Origin of the sequence: Halorhodospira halophila (genome assembly GCF_016653405.1) — a bacterium.
GTDB lineage: Bacteria > Pseudomonadota > Gammaproteobacteria > Nitrococcales > Halorhodospiraceae > Halorhodospira > Halorhodospira halophila_A.
The window spans coordinates 73358-86570 of sequence record NZ_NHSN01000032.1 but is presented as its reverse complement, the minus strand read 5'-3'; the positions used below and the strand labels follow the sequence as shown (position 1 = coordinate 86570).

13 protein-coding genes are annotated in these 13213 nt (G+C 70.7%); 8 read left to right on the top strand and 5 right to left on the bottom strand.

The genetic code is table 11. The features are described from left to right. From accB to CCR79_RS12375, 3 genes are all read left to right on the top strand, one after another. Positions 1–318 (top strand): acetyl-CoA carboxylase biotin carboxyl carrier protein (gene accB / locus CCR79_RS12385; protein WP_242510927.1); only part of this gene is annotated, 318 nt, incomplete at its 5' end. Positions 319–327: 9 nt separating this feature from the next. After that, entirely contained in the window at positions 328–1671 is a 1344-nt protein-coding gene (gene accC, locus CCR79_RS12380; RefSeq protein WP_201173387.1) for an acetyl-CoA carboxylase biotin carboxylase subunit, read from the top strand. A gap of 69 nt (positions 1672–1740) precedes the next feature. Then, the gene (locus CCR79_RS12375; protein ID WP_201173386.1) at positions 1741–2313 is read left to right on the top strand and encodes a YfaZ family outer membrane protein; all 573 of its coding nucleotides are present in this window, start codon (positions 1741–1743) and stop codon (positions 2311–2313) included. Between the two features lies 1 nt (position 2314). Here CCR79_RS12375 and CCR79_RS12370 read toward each other — a convergent pair whose 3' ends face one another. Next, positions 2315–3103 carry a sulfite exporter TauE/SafE family protein gene (locus tag CCR79_RS12370; protein WP_345941500.1) on the bottom strand — a complete coding sequence of 263 codons (789 nt, stop codon included), beginning with the start codon at positions 3101–3103 and terminating at the stop codon, positions 2315–2317. 125 nt (positions 3104–3228) lie between these two features. Here CCR79_RS12370 and CCR79_RS12365 point away from each other — a divergent pair, with 125 nt between their 5' ends. Continuing rightward, entirely contained in the window at positions 3229–4191 is a 963-nt protein-coding gene (locus CCR79_RS12365; RefSeq protein ID WP_201173381.1) for a complex I NDUFA9 subunit family protein, read from the top strand. 3 nt (positions 4192–4194) lie between these two features. Beyond that, positions 4195–5460, top strand: coding sequence for a multifunctional CCA addition/repair protein (locus CCR79_RS12360; RefSeq protein WP_201173378.1), 1266 nt, complete (start codon positions 4195–4197; stop codon positions 5458–5460). Here CCR79_RS12360 and CCR79_RS12355 read toward each other — a convergent pair. Beyond that, the gene (locus CCR79_RS12355; RefSeq protein WP_201173369.1) at positions 5457–6641 is read right to left on the bottom strand and encodes a class I SAM-dependent methyltransferase; all 1185 of its coding nucleotides are present in this window, start codon (positions 6639–6641) and stop codon (positions 5457–5459) included. The genes CCR79_RS12360 and CCR79_RS12355 overlap by 4 nt on opposite strands. 141 nt (positions 6642–6782) lie before the next feature. On the opposite strand from CCR79_RS12355, the gene plsY reads away from it, so the two are divergent. From plsY to tsaD, 3 genes are read left to right on the top strand one after another with little or no spacing between them, the layout of a single operon-like run. Further along, the gene (plsY, locus tag CCR79_RS12350) at positions 6783–7376 is read left to right on the top strand and encodes a glycerol-3-phosphate 1-O-acyltransferase PlsY (RefSeq protein WP_201173356.1); all 594 of its coding nucleotides are present in this window, start codon (positions 6783–6785) and stop codon (positions 7374–7376) included. Next, complete coding sequence (locus tag CCR79_RS12345) at positions 7373–7948, top strand: L-threonylcarbamoyladenylate synthase (RefSeq protein WP_201173347.1); 576 nt, start codon at positions 7373–7375, stop codon at positions 7946–7948. Before plsY ends, CCR79_RS12345 begins: the two co-directional genes overlap by 4 nt. Positions 7949–7988: 40 nt before the next feature. Continuing rightward, on the top strand, positions 7989–8996 hold the full coding sequence (tsaD, locus tag CCR79_RS12340) for a tRNA (adenosine(37)-N6)-threonylcarbamoyltransferase complex transferase subunit TsaD (RefSeq protein WP_201173341.1): 1008 nt from the start codon (positions 7989–7991) through the stop codon (positions 8994–8996). On the opposite strand, the gene CCR79_RS12335 is transcribed toward tsaD, so the two are convergent. The 3 genes from CCR79_RS12335 to dprA form a co-directional block, all read right to left on the bottom strand. Continuing rightward, on the bottom strand, positions 8989–11388 hold the full coding sequence (locus CCR79_RS12335; RefSeq protein WP_201173338.1) for a DNA topoisomerase I: 2400 nt from the start codon (positions 11386–11388) through the stop codon (positions 8989–8991). The genes tsaD and CCR79_RS12335 overlap by 8 nt on opposite strands. 105 nt (positions 11389–11493) lie before the next feature. Beyond that, positions 11494–11964 carry a DUF494 family protein gene (locus CCR79_RS12330; protein WP_011815110.1) on the bottom strand — a complete coding sequence of 157 codons (471 nt, stop codon included), beginning with the start codon at positions 11962–11964 and terminating at the stop codon, positions 11494–11496. Between the two features lie 2 nt (positions 11965–11966). Further along, positions 11967–13082, bottom strand: coding sequence for a DNA-processing protein DprA (gene dprA / locus CCR79_RS12325; protein ID WP_370641510.1), 1116 nt, complete (start codon positions 13080–13082; stop codon positions 11967–11969). Positions 13083–13213: the final 131 nt, after the last annotated feature.

The following is a 13213-nucleotide window of genomic DNA, read 5'->3' as shown; positions in this document are numbered from 1 at the left end:
GCCGCGGCCCCGCCGGCGGCTGCAGCCGCGGCGCCGGCCGGCGCCGCCGAGCCCGAGGAGGCCGGCGACGATGAGCCGGAGGGCGAGCCGATCCGCTCGCCGATGGTCGGTACCTTCTACCGGGCTCCGTCGCCGACGGCCAAGCCGTTCGTCGAGGAGGGGCAGCGGGTCAAGGCCGGCGACACGTTGTGCATCGTCGAGGCAATGAAGATGCTCAACCAGATCGAGGCCGACCGCGACGGGGTGATTACCGCCGTTCTGGTCGAGAACGGTCAGCCCGTCGAGTACGACCAGCCGCTGTTCCTGATCTCCGACTGAGTGAGCACCATGCAGAAGATCCTCATCGCCAACCGCGGCGAGATCGCGCTGCGCATCCTGCGCGCCTGCCGTGAGCTGGGCATCCGCAGTGTCGCCGTGCACTCGGCGGCTGATCGCGAGCTCAAGCACGTGCGCCTGGCCGACGAGTCGGTCTGCATCGGGCCGAACAACGTCCGCGACAGCTACCTCAACATCCCGGCGATCATCGCCGCCGCCGAGGTGACCGACTCCACCGCCATCCACCCCGGCTACGGCTTCCTCTCGGAGAATGCCGACTTTGCTGAGCGGGTGGAGCAGTCGGGTTTCGTCTTCATCGGCCCGCGCGCCGAGAGCATCCGCACCATGGGTGACAAGGTCTCGGCGATCCGCGCCATGAAGGAGGCCGGCGTACCGTGTGTGCCCGGCTCCAACGGTCCGGTGCCCGAGGACGATCCCGACGAGACGCTGCGTATCGCCTCGGAGATCGGCTATCCGATCATGATCAAGGCGGCCTCCGGCGGTGGCGGCCGCGGCATGCGCGTGGTGCGCAGTGAGGCGGCGCTGCTCAATGCCGTGTCGCTGACGCGCGGCGAGGCCGAGAACGCCTTCGGCGACGGCACCGTCTACATGGAGAAGTACCTGGAGAAGCCGCGCCATATCGAGGTGCAGGTGCTCGCAGACCACCACGGCAACGCCATCCATCTGGGCGAGCGCGACTGCTCCATGCAGCGGCGTCACCAGAAGGTGGTCGAGGAGGCGCCGGCGCCGGGGATCACCGAAAAGCAGCGCCAGGATATCGGCGAGCGCTGCGCCGAGGCGTGCCGGCAGATGGGCTACCGCGGCGCGGGCACCTTCGAGTTCCTCTACGAGAACGGCGAGTTCTACTTCATCGAGATGAACACCCGGATCCAGGTCGAGCACCCGGTCACCGAGATGGTCACCGGCTGCGATCTGGTCGCCGAGCAGATCCGCATCGCCTCGGGCGAGCCGCTGAGCTGGCGCCAGGAGGACATCCAGGTGCGCGGCCACGCCGTGGAGTGCCGGATCAACGCCGAGGATCCGAAGACCCTGATGCCGTGCCCGGGCACCATCGACCACTTCCACGCCCCGGGTGGCCCCGGGGTGCGTGTGGACTCCCACGTCTACACCGGCTACGCCGTGCCGCCGTACTTCGACTCCATGATCGGCAAGCTGATCACCCATGGTCCGAGCCGGGACAGCGCGCTGGCCCGCATGCGCACGGCGCTATCCGAGATCGTGGTCAGCGGCATCGGCACCAATATCTCGCTGCAGCAGGAGATCATCGGGGATGCCGCGTTCCGCGCCGGCGGGACCGACATCCACTATCTGGAGAAGAAGCTCGCCCTCGATTAAGGCTTGCACCACGGTGCGGCGACGCCCTGTAATGGGCGCAGGCGGGCAGACCCCAGCGGGGAGACGAGCATGATCAAGCGGATCGCGGCGGTGGCGGCCCTGGCACTTTGGGCGACAGCCCCGATGGCGCGGGAGCTGGACATCAATCTTCACGACGACGCCGCGGAGGTCGGGTTCTACTTCCCGCCCACCGAGGAGATGTACGTCGAGGATGCCGATCTGGGCGGCAGCCTGTTCTTCAACGACGACGGGGATGTCGCCCTCAGCGGCATCGTCCACGTCACCGGGCCGCCGGCCGAGGGGTTCAGCCCGCTTCAGTTCGGGGCCGGGGCCAAGGGTTACATCATCTACGCCGACGAGCCCGAACGCACCGTCGGCGCCTTGGCTCTGGGCGGTTCCGCGCGATTGAGCATACCGGCCCAAGTGCCCCAGGCGCTGGTCATCCGCGGCCATGTGGCGCCGAACATCACCGCCTTTGGCCGCGCCAAGCGGGTCTTCGAGGGGAATATACGTTACAAGCTGGACTTCACCCCTCGGGCCAGCGCCTATCTGGGTTTCCGCTACCTTCGCCTGCACATGTCGAGCGCCAGCAACCAGACCCTGGACAACAACCTCCACCTCGGCGTGCGGGTTCGGTTCTAGCTCAGCTGAGCAGCAGGCGCAGGGCCACGAACAGCAGCAGGATCGCGAACAGTCGCCGCAGCCGCCTTGCGGGGACCCGGTGGGCCAGCCGCGCCGCCAGAGACGAGGCGAGCAGGCTGGCCGTGACGATCCCGGCGAATGCCGGCCAGTAGATGTAGCCGGTGGCTCCCGGGGGTAGCTGCGGCTCACCCCAGCCGACGACCAGGTAGCCCAGGGCCCCGGTCAGCCCCAGCGGGAGCGCGGTGGCCGATGAGGTGCCCACCGCCCGGTGCATGGCCAGGCCGCGCCAGACCAGATACGGGACGGTCACCGTGCCGCCGCTGACCCCGACCATGGCCGACAGGGTGCCGATGCCGCCCCCGACTCCGGCGAGCACGCCGTCCCCCCCGCCACCACCGCGCCGCGGTGGCTGCCAGCCGGAGAGCATGTAGAGCGAGACCAGCAGTAGGAAGGTTCCGAACAGTCGCTGCAGTGCGACACCGTCCAGGTAGCCAGCCAGCCCCGTGCCCAGCACCGCCCCGGCAACCATGCCGGCCCCCAGGCGCAGCAACAGCGGCATGTCCACGGCCCCCAGCCGGTAGTGGCCGCGTGCCGAGCCCAGCGAGGTGACCACCACCGTAGCCAGCGAGGTGCCGATGGCCAGGTGGGTGGCGACCGCCGGGGCGACCCCGAGTACCGGGAAGACCAGCAGCAGGACGGGGACCACCACGATCCCGCCGCCGACCCCGAACAGCCCGGCGGTCGCACCGGCCAGGCAGCCGGCACCGAGGTAGATCAGCAATTCGAGCACCGGCCGAGTGTCGGCGGGATCAGCCCGCGGTGCAAGGGGTGGCCCGGCGTCGTTGAAAAGTTGCGCATAAAAGGCCACGGTATCGCACCGTAGCGATCGTTATTCGGTTCTTCAGGAGACCGTTCATGGACGCGAAGACCGTCTGTATCGTCGGCGGGACCGGTTTCGTCGGGATGCACGTGGCCAACCGGCTCGCCGGGCGGGGGTACGCGATACGGGCGCTGACCCGCCGCTACTACCGTGGCCGCGACCTGCTGCCCTTCCCCGGGCTGCGACTGATCGAGGCCGACGTCCACGACGAGCGGCAGCTGGTGCGCCACTTCTGCGGTTGCCACGCCGTGATCAACCTGGCCGGTGCCCACACCGGCCGCAATGGCCCGCGCGAGGGTGCCTATCGCGAGGTCCACGTCGACCTGGCCCGGCGGGTGCTTTCCGCCGCTCGCCGGGCCAGCGTGCCACGCTACCTGCACATGAGCGCCGTCGGCGCGCACCCGGACGCCAACAGCCTGTTCCTGCGCACCAAGGGCGAAGGCGAGCAGCTGGTGCGGGCGGCGGATCCGGAGCAGATCGGTGCCACGGTGCTGCGACCGTCGGTGATCTTCGGCAGTGGCGATCGGTTCCTGAATCGCTTCGCCGGGCTCCTGCGCTTCGCCCCCGGGGTCTTCTTCCTGCCCACGCCGGACGCCCGCTTCCAGCCGGTCTTCGCCGGCGACGTGGGCCAGGCAGTGATCAACGCCATGGAGAATCCGCGTACGGCCGGGCGTGCCTACGAGCTCTGCGGACCGCAGATCTATACCCTGCGCGAGCTGGTGGAGTACGTCGCCGAGCTGCGCGGCCTGCGCCGCCGGGTGGTCGGCCTGAACGACAGCCTGTCCCAGGCCAGTGCCCGAGTGCTCGGCTGGATGCCCGGCAGACCGTATACCCTGGATCAGTACCGGCTCAGCGCCACCCCGAGCTGCTGCGCCGAGGACGGCCTGGCGGCACTGGGCATCCAGGCGAACGCGCTCGAGGCCATCGCACCAAACTACCTGGGCACGGCCGGGCGGCAGGCGCAGTATCAGCAAGCCCGGCGCGAGGCCGGTCGCTAGCCCGTGCAACGGTATCGTGTCGGCGGCGCGGTCCGCGATCGCCTCCTGGGGCGGTCGGTGGACGAGGTGGACTGGGTGGTGGTCGGAGCCACGCCCGAGGCCATGGAGGCGGCCGGCTATCGCCCGGTGGGCCGGGAGTTCCCGGTCTTCCTCCACCCGCAGACCGGCGAGGAGCACGCCCTGGCGCGCACCGAGCGCAAGACGGCGGTGGGATACCACGGGTTCGCCTTCCACGCGGCGCCGGATGTCACCCTGGAGCAGGACCTGGCCCGGCGCGATCTGACCATCAACGCCATGGCCGAGGATGCCGAGGGCAACCTCATCGACCCGTTCGGCGGCCGGGCCGACCTCGAGGCCCGTCGGCTGCGCCATGTCACCGAAGCCTTTGCCGAGGACCCGGTGCGCATCCTGCGCCTGGCGCGTTTCGCGGCGCGTTTCGCCGATGCGGGTTTCGTCGTCGCCGAGGACACTATGGCCTTGTGCCAGCGCATGGTCGATGCTGGCGAGGTCGACGCCCTGGTCCCGGAGCGGGTGTGGCAGGAGCTGGCTCGGGGCCTGATGGAGCCCGCGCCCAGGCGCATGATCGAGGTCCTGCGTGAGGCCGGCGCCTTGGCCCGCGTGCTGCCCGAAGTGGATGCCCTGTTCGGTGTGCCGCAGCCGCCTGCGTACCACCCCGAGGGTGATGCCGGCACCCACACCCTCAAGGCCCTAGACGCCGCGGCGGGCAACGGTGCGCCGCTGGAGGCGCGCTTTGCCGTGCTGCTCCACGATGTGGGCAAGGCGCTCACGCCGGCCGAGGAGCTCCCCCATCACCCGGGCCACGAGGCCGCCGGAGTCGAGCCGGCGCGGGAGGCCAGCGAGCGTCTGAAGGCGCCGCGGGCGTGCCGGGACCTGGCCATCCTGGTCACACGTTGGCACATGCGCGCCCACCGCGCGCCGGAGCTGCGCCCCGGGGCGCTGGTGGAACTCTTCGAGGCCCTGGACCTGTTCCGGCGCCCGGAGCGCCTGGAGCCGTTCCTCCAGGCCTGCCTGGCGGACTACCGCGGCCGTGCCGGCAACGAGGTGGCCGACTGGGCCGCCGGGGCCTTCCTTCGCGACGCCTTCGAGGCGTGCCGCGGGGTGTCGGCGCGCGTCTTCGTCGAGCAGGGCCTGCGTGGGCCGGAGGTGGGCGAAGCGGTGCGCGAGGCGCGCTGCCGGGCGATGGCACAGGTCCCGCGCCCGGAGCGCGGCGGGACGGCCGCCGGCACGCCGCCGGCGGATCCGGATTAGAGCGTGGCGCGTCGGTCGGCCAGGGTGAAGCCGCTCAACGGGCCATGGTAGCCGCGCCCCAGGGCCATCACCTTGAACCGCTCCCCCATGTCGCCGGGGTGGGTGATGCGCTGGACCTCGTTGCTGACGGCCACCTGGCCGGCCGCATCGGCGCCGTCGATGGCCGACTCGGCGACCTGGGCAAGGCCGGCGCCCATGAGAAACGGCCCCTGCGGTGCATAGCCGAGGATCTCCAACCCGCAGTCGAGGGCCGCGTCGGCCACCGCCGTGAAGTCGACGAAGGCGGTGATGTCCTGCAGCCCGGGGTGAAAAAACGGATCGTCGTGGGCCCGGTGGCGGAAGTGGCAGAGCAGGGTGCCGCGGTGGCGCTCGGCCAGATAGTACTCGCGGCGGGGGTAGCCGTAGTCGAGCCACAGCATCACGCCGTGCGGCAGCGCCTCGGACAGCCCGCGGAGGAAGGGCTGGAGGCGGGTGCAGACCTCAGAGACGTAGCCCTCGGGCAGGGGCGCGTCCAGGCGTGCCTCGATGGCGGCGACGGCCCGCTGCAGCTCGGTGTCGGCGGGCTGTTCGCTCCACGCAAAGCCGTCGCCGTCGGGCTGCACGCCGAGCTCGCGGATCCCGTCGCCGCGCTTGACGAAGCGGCGCACCGGCAGGGCGTCGAGGACCTCGTTGGCGACCCAGACCGCCCGCGGGCTGTCGGTGGGCAGCGTCTCGAGCCACTCGACGCGCTCGAGCAGGTGGGGGACGAGGTCGGCGAGGGTCTGCTCCTGCTCCTGGCGCAGGGCGGCGCTCACCTCGAGCATGCGCCAGCGCCGCGGCAGACGGCCGAGGTGCTCGAGTTCGGCCAGCGCAGCGGCCGCCAGGCGTCCGGTGCCCGGGCCGAGCTCGATGACGTCGCCGCCACCCAGGTGGTCGAGGATTTCCGCGGCCTGCCGGGCCAGGGTGCGGGAGAACAGCGCGCTGAGTTCCGGGGCGGTGGCGAAGTCGCCCCCGGCACCGAAACGGGCCGCGCCGGCGCGATAGTAGCCGAGGCCGGGCTCGTACAGGGCCCGGTCCATGAAGGCCTCGAAGGTCAGCGCACCGCCGGCCTCGTCCATGGCCGTACGCAGGCGCTGGCTCAGGCGGTGGCTGATCGCCAGGGCGGTCGGGTCGAGGTCCAGGGCGGGGTTGTCTCGGGTCATGCCCGAGAGTTTCAGGGGCAACGCGCCGCGTGGCAAGGCGTATCGTCCGTGCCGCGTTTCCGGTATACGGTGGAGGGCGGCAGCGCCGCCCGGAGCTGATTGAAACTTGCAACGCGCCACTGATCGACAGAGACTTGCGCCATGCTGGATGTCATCCTTGTAATCATCGGTTATCTCATCGGTTCCATCTCCTCGGCGATCGTGGTCTGCCGGGTGATGAATCTCGGCGACCCGCGCCAGGGCGGCTCCGGCAACCCCGGGGCGACCAACGTGTTGCGCCTGGCCGGCAAGGTGCCGGCGGGCATTACCCTGGTTGGCGACTGGCTCAAGGGGACGCTCCCGGTGCTGCTGGCCTGGCTGGCCACCGAGGATCCGGTGGTGGCCAGCGCCGCGGGTCTGGCGGCCTTCTTTGGCCACCTGTTCCCGGTCTACTTCCGGTTCCAGGGGGGCAAGGGTGTGGCCACGGGCCTGGGGGTGATCCTGGCCTGGTCTCCGCTGGCCCTGCTGGCCACTGCGGTGACCTGGCTGGCCGTGGCCGGCGCCTTCCGCTACTCCTCGCTGGCCGCCGTGGTGGCCTTCGCCATGGCGCCGATCTACATGCTCTGGCTCTCGGGCTCGCCGGTGCTCACCGCGGCGACGGCCATCCTCACGGTGGCCATCGTCTGGCGCCACCGCGAGAACATCGTCCGGCTCGCCGCCGGTGAGGAGAGCCGCATCGGCTCCTCGGGCTCATGAGCGAGCGTGCGGCCGGCAGCAGCCCGTTCCGGATCGGGCACGCGGCTGCCGTCCTGCGCCGCGGTGGGGTGGTGGCCTATCCCACCGAGGCGGTCTGGGGGCTGGGGTGCGATCCGCGGCGCGACGACGCCGTGGCGCGCCTGCTGGCGCTGAAGGGTCGTCCCGAGCGTCAGGGCCTGATCCTGATCGCCGCCGAGCCGGAGCAGCTCGGCGGCTTCCTGGCACCGCTGCCGGAGGAGCGGGCCGAGGAGATCCGCGCCAGCTGGCCGGGGCCGATGACCTGGGTGCTGCCGGCCTCGCCCCGGGCGCCGAGGTGGGTCAGTGGTGGACGCGACACGGTGGCCGTGCGGGTGACCGCGCATCCGGTGGCCGCGGCCCTGTGCCGGGCCTTCGGCGGTGCGCTGGTCTCCACCAGCGCCAACCCCTCGGCCGGGCGGCCCGCTCGGAGCGCACCGCAGGTGCGGCGTTACTTCGGCACGCGGATCGATGCCCTGGTGCCTGGTCGGCTGGGCGGGCTGGGGCGCCCCACCCCCATCCGGGACGGGCGCAGCGGGGCGTACCTGAGACGCTGAGCCGCCGTTTTCTGAATCCGTCCGGATCGGAGTCTCCCCTGTGCGCGTACTAGGTATCGAGAGTTCCTGTGACGAAACCGCCGCGGCGGTCTACTGCCGCCGCGAGGGTCTGCTGGCGCACGCCGTGCACAGCCAGGTGGTCGACCATGCCGCTTATGGCGGGGTTGTGCCGGAGCTGGCCTCACGGGATCACGTGCGCAAGTTGCCCGGGTTGGTCAACGGGGTGCTGCGTGACGCCGGCCTGACGCCGGCGGAGCTCGACGGCGTCGCCTGGACCCGCGGCCCCGGCCTGCCCGGGGCGTTGATGGTCGGGGCCGCCTTCGCGCGGACTCTGGCCTGGGCCCGCGGCCTGCCCGCCGTCGGCGTCCACCACATGGAGGGGCATCTGCTGGCTCCGCTGCTCGAGCCGGATCCGCCGGCGATGCCGCTGGTGGCCCTGTTGGTCTCCGGGGGGCATACCATGCTGGTGCAGGTGGCGGACTTTGGCCGCTACCGCGTCCTTGGGGAGTCGGTGGATGACGCCGCCGGCGAGGCGTTCGACAAGACCGCCCGGCTGCTGCAGCTGCCGTATCCCGGTGGTCCGTCCATCGCCCGCCTGGCCGCGGAAGGGACTCCGGGCGCGGTGCGCCTGCCGCGGCCGATGACCGACCGGCCGGGGCTCGATTTCAGCTTCAGCGGGCTGAAGACCGCCGTCCTGCATGCCGTCGAGGCTGCCGGGGACGACCCCCGGGGGCGGGCGGACATCGCCCACGGATTCCAGGAGGCGGTGGTGGATACCCTGGTGATCAAGTGCCGGCGTGCGCTCGAGCAGACCGGCGCGGGCCGGCTGGTGGTCTCGGGCGGGGTGGGGGCCAACGCCCGGCTGCGCGAGCGGCTCGACGAGGCCGGGCGCGCGAGCGGATTCACCGCCCACTACCCGCGCTTGGAGCTGTGTACCGACAACGCCGCGATGATCGCCTACACCGGCTTGCGTCGCCTGGAGGCCGGCCACCGCGACGATCTCGACTTCAGCGTGCGCCCACGCTGGCCGCTGGCCGAACTCAGGTAGTCGCCTTGCTGCGCCCGCGCCCGCCCTTGGAGGTGCCGCCGCGGCGCCCCTTGCGGGCCGGTGCCTTGGCGATCAGCTCCTGGCACTCCTCGTGGGTGAGCGAGTCCGGCTCCCGGTCCTTGGGCACCTTGGCGTTCTTCTCGCCGTTGGTGATGTACGGTCCGTAGCGCCCGCGCAGGATCTGAATCCCGTCGCCGAAGTCGTGGATGATCCGGTTGGCGTCGGCCTGTTTCTTCTCCCGGACCAGCTCGTGGGCCCGCTCCTTGGTAATGGTGTACGGGTCCTCGTCCTTGGGGATGGAGACGAACTTCTTGCCGTAGCGCACGTAGGGGCCGAAGCGGCCGATGCTGACCTGTACGTCTTCGCCCTCCTCGGTCTCGCCCATATCCCGCGGCAGCTTGAACAGCTGCAGGGCCTCATCGAGGGTGATCGTGTCGATGCTCTGACCGGGGCGCAGGCCGGCGAAGCGCGGCTTCTCGTCGTCGTCCCGGGAGCCGAGCTGGGCGAACGGCCCGTAGCGGCCGATGCGTACCGTCACCGGCTTGCCGGTCTTCGGGTCGGTGCCGAGTTCGCGGGCCTGGACGGCCTCCTGGCGCGAGACGTTCTTCTTCTCCTCGACCCGCTCGCGGAAGGGCTCCCAGAACGCCTCGAGGACCGGCACCCAGTCCTGCTCGCCGCGGGAGATGGCGTCCAAGTCGTCCTCGAGCCGGGCGGTGAAGTCGTAGTCGACATAACGGTCAAAGTGCTCGGTGAGGAACTTGTTAACCGTGCGCCCGATGTCGGTGGGGATGAAGCGCTTGCCGTCCATCTCCACGTAGTTGCGGTTCTGCAGCGTGGAGATGATCGAGGCGTAGGTGGACGGCCGGCCGATGCCGTACTCCTCCAGGGCGCGCACCAGGCTAGCCTCGGTGTAGCGCGGCGGCGGCTCAGTGAAGTGCTGCTCGGCGCGGATGGCGTGTAGCTCCACCTGCTCGCCTTCCTCGAGCTCCGGGAGGAACTTCTCGCCGGAGTCGTCCTTGCCGTCGTCACTGCCTTCGCGGTAGACGACCATGAAGCCCGGATCGGCCACCGTGGAGCCGGTGGCCCGCAGCAGGTGGCGGGCGTCGGCGTCCGCGGCCAGGTCGACGGCCACCGTGTGGATGGTGGCGTGCTTCATCTGCGAGGCGACCGCCCGCTTCCAGATGAGGTCGTAGAGCTTGCGCTGCTCGTCGTTGAGGTAGGCACGCACATCGTCCGGGTGGCGTGCCGCCGACGTGGGCCGGATGGCCTCGTGGGCCTCCTGGGCATTCTTCGAGCGGGTCTTGTAGACCTGCGCCTTGTCCGGGAGCCTGTCGGCCCCGTAGCGATCCGTGATCGCCTGGCGCATCTCGGTGATCGCCTCGCCGGAGAGGTTCACGGAGTCGGTCCGCATGTAGGTGATCAGGCCGACGGCGCTGCCCTCGCCGACGTCGATGCCCTCGTAGAGCTGCTGGGCGATGCGCATGGTCCGGCTGGCGGTGAAGCCGAGCTTGCGCGATGCCTCCTGCTGCAGGGTCGAAGTGATGAACGGTGCTGCCGGATTGCGGCGGCGCTGCTTGCGCTCCACCGAGGCGACCCGCAGCGTCCCGATGACCTCGGTGTCGCCATCGCCGACGGGGCCCAGCCGGGACGGGTCCGCCTGGGCCCGGGCCGCCTCGCGCAGCGTGCGGTCCACTTCCTGCGCGTGGGCCTCGTCGGTGATGGTGAACTGGCGGACCTTCTCGCCGTGGAGTTGCGAGAGCTTGGCCACGAAGGGCTGCTGCGCCTTGGCCGCATCCGCCTCGACGCTCCAGTACTCCTGGGGCTCGAACTGCTCGATCTCGGTCTCACGCTCGCAGATCATGCGCAGCGCGGGGCTTTGCACACGCCCGGCGGAGAGGCCGCTGGTGATCTTGCGCCAGAGCAGCGGCGAGAGGTTGAACCCGACCAGGTAGTCCAGGGCGCGGCGGGCCTGCTGGGCGTTGACCAGCTCCTCGGAGATGTCCCGCGGGTGGTCCATGGCCTCCTGGATGGCGCCCTTGGTGATCTCGTGAAAGACCACCCGGTAGACCGGCTTGCCGTCCAGGATCCCCTTGTCGCGGAGCAGCTCCACCAGGTGCCAGGAGATGGCCTCGCCCTCGCGGTCCGGGTCGGTGGCCAGGTAGAGGGCATCGGCTTTCCGGGCCGCCTTGGCGATGGCATCGACGTGTTTCTGGTTCTTGTCGATGGGCGCGTACTTCATGGCGAAGCCGCTGGACGGATCCACCGCCCCCTCCTTGGGGACGAGGTCACGGACGTGGCCGTAGGAGGCCATGACCTCGTAATCGGAACCCAGGTATTTGTTGATCGTGCGCGCCTTGGCAGGCGACTCGACGATGACGAGGCTTTTACCCATGCAGAGCCGTTCGTGTATGTAGAGGAGGGCGGTCGGGTGGCGACCGAAGGGCGGTGCCGGGCCGTGGAACCGGCCGCCGCGCCGGGGCGCGGCGGCCACCCGTCGTCAGTGGACGAGGTGCGTCGGGACGTCGAACATCAGGTTCTCCATCCAGTTGTACGCCTCTTCCTCGCCGGGGCGATTGAACAGGACCATGAGGATGACCCATTTGACCGTATCGAGATCCACCTCGTGGTCATCCAGCGCCAGGATCCGGTCGAGCACCAGCTCGCGACTTTCCGCGGTGAGAATGCCGACCTGCTCCAGGTAGAGAATGAACCCGCGCGTCTCGGTGTCCAGGCGCGCCAGCTCGGGCTCGCCGAACAACCGGATCGACGACTTGCCCGACGGGGCGGCCGGCAGTACGCGGGAGTCGGCCAGGGCGTCGAGCCACTCGAACGCCTTGCGGATCTCCATCGCGCTGAAGCCGGCCTCGTGGAGCTCGCTCTCGAGCGAGTCCCGATCGCCGGGTTCCTCGTCGTTGTAGAGGTAGTTCTCGAACAGGTACATCAGGACTTCGAAAACGTTCTGCTTCATCTTCAGCCCTCTGGCCCGCGCCGCTGATACCGGCCCCCGGGTATCGCAGTCACCAGGCCTTTCAGCTCCATGGTTAGCAGAATGGATGAAAGCCTATCGAGCGTCAATCCAGACCGCTGCTGGAGGGTGTCGAGGGTGAGCGGATCGTGGCCGAGGGCCGCGAGGATGCGCGCCTCGTCCGGATCCGCGGCTGGACTGGTCGAATCCGAGGGGGCGTTCACGGGGGCGCTGCCGACCGTGCCCGGGAGTTCTTCCAGGATATCGTCCACCGATTCTACCAGCTTGGCACCCTCCCGCAGAAGCGCATGGCACCCGCGGGCCAACGGGTCGTGGATGGATCCGGGTACGGCGAAGACCTCGCGGCCCTGTTCGGCGGCGAGCCGGGCGGTGATCAGCGAGCCGCTGTGGCGGCCGGCCTGAACGACCACCACCCCCAGCGACAGGCCGCTGACGATGCGGTTGCGCCGCGGGAAGTGGGCCGCCAGCGGTCCGCAGCCGGGGGGCAGCTCGCCGAGGACGGCGCCGGAGGCGAGGATCCTGGCGTGGAGGCGGCGGTGGCGGGCCGGATAGATCCGGTCCGGGCCGGTGCCGACGACCGCCAGCGTGGTGCCGCCAGCCTCCAGGGCACCGCGGTGGGCAGCGGCATCGATGCCTGTGGCCAGGCCACTGGTGGTGGCGACCCCGGCTCGTGCCAGGCCTGCGGCCAGGTCGTGGGCCAGGTCGCGCCCGGCGGCGGTGGCGTGGCGGCTGCCGACGATGGCCACCTGAGGGTGGTGCAGGGTCGCCGGGTCGCCGGCGACGAACAGTAGCGGTGGCGGGTCGGGGATCTCGGCCAGCTGCCCCGGGTAGCCCGGCCGCGCCAGGCGCAGTAGGTGGCGCGCCCCCGGGCCGTCCAGCCAGCGGGCATCGGCCCGGGCGGCGGCCCAGTCCGGGGCGAGGATACCGGCCTCCGTGGTGGCGTCGAGACCCAGACTGCGCAGGGCGCTGCGCCCGGCCCGGAAGACCGCCTCCGGCCCGCCGAAGGCCGCCATCAGCCGGGACCAGGTGCGCGGGCCCACGCCGGGAACCCGCGCCAGGGCGAGGGCGTGGTAGGTGTCGTCGTCCATGTCGTTGCTCACCGTCCTTGGCAAGGGACCGATACGTTGCCCGGCGGCGGCGGGCGGGCGCAAGGGCGGGGTTGCTGCGGAAGCGGTTCTCGGATGCGCCGTAGAAGCATTCCAGGTTGTGGCTGCCCTCCGTGCGCCGGTGC